2 protein-coding genes are annotated in these 3,490 nt (G+C 71.6%); both read right to left on the bottom strand.

Annotated elements, in window-relative coordinates:
• Positions 1–184: 184 nt before the first annotated feature.
• Entirely contained in the window at positions 185–2,203 is a 2,019-nt protein-coding gene (locus ACK5KK_RS15455; RefSeq protein WP_416890975.1) for an SdrD B-like domain-containing protein, read from the bottom strand.
• A 211-nt stretch (positions 2,204–2,414) separates the two neighbouring features.
• Positions 2,415–3,490, bottom strand: a 1,076-nt coding sequence (locus ACK5KK_RS15450; protein ID WP_416890974.1) for an amino acid ABC transporter ATP-binding/permease protein, incomplete at its 5' end; no start/stop codon positions are given.

Raw genomic sequence — 3,490 nt, 5'->3', positions numbered from 1 at the left:
GCCGCGGGGCCGGGTCGCCGGTGGGGTGCGGCTGGGGCATGCGGCGTGCCGTGCCGTGGGGCGCGCCCGGGAGGGGGTCGGCGTTCGGGAGGGTGGATACCGGGGTTGGGTCCTCCCGAGTGGGGATCTCCTTCCGGGCGCGCGGCGGGGGCGGTGCGCGCGGTGCGCCCCGCCCCCGTGGGCGTCAGGCGCGGCGTCGGCTGCGCACGAGGACACCGCCGACGGCCACCATCGACAGCGCGGCGACGGTGAGCCATCCGTTGAACTCGCCACCGGTCGCGGGAAGACCCGCGCTCGGCGTGGGCGTTACGGTCGGGCTCGGCGGCGGAACCGCGCCGGCGGGGGTCGGCGTCGGCACGACGGGTGTCGGCGTCGGCACGACGGGTGTCGGCGCGGCGGGCGTGGGCGTCGGCACGACGGGTGTCGGCGTGAGGATGAACCCGAAGTCGAGCGTCTCGTCGCGGGCACCGTCCTCGGTGAGGTCACCGGAATCTGCCGACCCCGTGGACGAGTCGAGCGCGGTGTCATCGCCGACGCCGGGGAGGGTGGGTTCGTACCCCTCGGGCGCGGTGACGGTGACGGTGTACGACTGGCCCGGCTCGAGCGTCGGCAACGCGGTGAACTCGTACCACCCGTTCGCGTCGGTCTGGGTCGGTGCGACCTCGGCGCCGTTCACATCGGTGACCCGGCTCCCGTCGGGGCCGGTCAGCGTGAGCGTCACGCCCTCCAGCGGCACATCGGTCGTGTCCTGCAGACCGTCCTCGTTCACGTCGTGCCACACGTAATCGCCGACGCTCACCGACGGAGTCGGGGTCGAGACGACGTCGTTGTCGACGCGGACCGAGATACGGTCCTGGTCGGCGATCGTGACCTGAGCGCTCGCGCCGTCCGCGGCGATGACCACCTGATCGGATGCCGAGGAGAACGTCGGTGAGAAGGACTCGACACCCGCCGGGGGAGTCGTCATCGTCTCGGTCAGCGTCACCACGGTGCCGGTCGGGATGACGTCGATCGCCGCTCCCGCGCCGTCCGCGGTCAGCACCAGGTCTTCGTGGTGCTCGCCGTTGTTGTCGCTCCACGTCGCCCGCACCGTGAACTCCTCGCCCGTGGCCAGGCTCGCGCCCTCACCGGAGACCGTCTTGACCACCGTGATCCCGCCGAAACCGGGACCGTTCGCGTTGACGCTCACGCGGTTCTCGTACTCGAGTTCCTGAGTGACGGTCACCTCGTCGATGACAGCCGTGTTGGTGAAGAGGGTCTTGTCGAGGGTGTCCGCCGGAGCGAAGACGCTGTAGCGCACCAGGTAGAGGCCGTCGGCGCCGGGATCGACGTTCTGGAAAGTGAGCTCGAACGAACGGCCGTCGGCGCCCAGCGCCAGTGTGACGTCGCCGTCCACCCCGGGAACGTACTGCAGGGTCGACGACCCCTCCGGGACGTCGACGCGCGTGAACGTCGAGGCTTTCCACGCGGCATTGTCGGCGTACGAACGGATCGAGAAGCTCGTCGGCGCCGACGCGGGCCCCGTGATCGTGTCGGTGATCGTCACCGGGGTGTCGGCGGCGGCCCACGCGGCGGGCACCAGCAGGGAGTAGACGATCCTGTTCTGGTCGGCGCTGTCCTGCCACGCCCACTTGCGCGGCGCCGTCGGGATGTCCCCGATGCTCTCGGGTACGATCTGACCGCCCGGGAGCGTCACATCGACGGTCGTGGCGGGGTCGGTGCCGATGACGAAGGGCACGGTCTGCCACGTGCCGGCTGTCTGCGCCTGCACCGACGCGGTGGCGGTGCCGGTGATGTACTGCTTGGTCGCTGCAGTCGCGTTGAACGTGCAGGTCAGCGAACTGTCCGCGTTGCTGGTCACGCACTCCCCGAGCACGACGGGCTCTCCCGTCGCGGGGTCGATGCCCCGCAGGTCGAGCGTCGAGTTCGTGATGCGGAACTGCTCCGGGAACGTGATCCGGAAGGTGTCGCCCTCGTCGACCTGGGCCACCTCGGTGCCATCCGTCGGGTCGGTGCGGGTGTCGAAGGTGATCGTCGTGGTCACGAATTCCCACTGATCGATCTCACCGTCGTGCGACAGGGTGATGTCCTTGATCATGTGCGCGCTCAGATCGGCGGCGCTCGCGGCAAGCGGCATCGACAGCCCTAGCGCGGCGAGAACGACGGCGGCCAGGGCGGCCACCGCGGTGCGGATACGTGTCATTCGGGCTCCTCAAAAGAAACAGGCGGGCAGTCCGAAGGCCCGAGTCCGCACGCAACCTCGCTACGCGGTTCGCAAACAGCGCGTCAGCACCGTGCGTGCGATCGCGGGTTCCCCCACGGCGACCCTACCGATGCGCGGCGCGCGGGAACGGCGCGACGGGGGAGCGGGCGAGCGAGGGCCACGCGGTATTTCCCGATCGGATGGGAGAAACTCAGCTCGATGAGATTTCTCTCATGTTCACGATGCGGTCGACCGACCCCGCCGGAACGGGCACGTGCGAGATCACCACGACCGCCTGATCGGGGCGGACCGCGCCGAGCAGGTCCGCCACGAGCACGTCCGCGGCGGCGGCATCCACCCCCGCGGTGGGTTCGTCGAGCACCAGCACCGGGAAGTCGCGCAGGAGCGCCCGCGCGAGCGAGAGCCGCTGCGCCTGACCGCCCGAGACGAGGGCGCCGCGTTCGCCGACACGGGCGCCCAGACCGCCGCGTTCGCGCACCCACGGCCCCAGGCCCACGCGGTCGAGCACGGCGTCGAGCTCGGCGTCGGTCGCGCGCTCGCGGGCGAACAGCAGATTCTGCCGGATGTCCTCGTCGAACAGGTACGGATGCTGCTCACACAGTCCCACGGTCGATCGCACGTCGTCGGGGGACATCCCGTGCACGTCGCGGCCACCGATCGTGTACGACCCGTCGGCCTCGAGGAACCGCACCAACGCGTGGGCGAGGGTGGATTTGCCGGAGCCGCTGGGGCCGGTCAGCAGGACGCGTTCGCCGGGCCTCACGGTGAGGTCGATCCCGGACAGTGCCGGCTGGTCGGACCCCGGCCACTGCACCTGCACGTTGCGGAGGCGCAGGCCGTCGCCGAGGGGAGGCGCGATGCCGGTGGTGGGCGTGTCGACGGGGATCGCGGGGGGCAGGGAGGCATCGGTGGCCTCGGCGATGCGCGCTGCGGCGCCGTGGACCTGACGCCACGCCGCGGCAGCCAGCGGCACCGCCGTGAACACCTCGAACACCGCCATCGGCACCAGGACGACGACCGCCAGTGCCGGTCCCGGCAGGGGGCCGGCGGCGATCAGCGCCAGCAGCGACGCCGCCCCGGCGAGCACCGAGACCACCGCGGTCGTCCCCGCCTGGGCCGTCGCCCGTCGCACGACGGCCCGTCGCAGCGCGGCGTCGGCGGCACGGATGCGGTCACGGCTGTCCTGCTCCGCGCCGCAGGCGACGAGCACGTCGAGACTGCCGAGGTGATCGGTGACCGCGTCGGCCAAACGCCCGCGCAGCGGCG

It is taken from the genome of Microbacterium sp., assembly GCF_047972865.1.
GTDB lineage: Bacteria > Actinomycetota > Actinomycetes > Actinomycetales > Microbacteriaceae > Microbacterium.
Note: the sequence above shows the minus strand (reverse complement) of the source record. Positions and strands in the feature narration are given on the sequence as shown.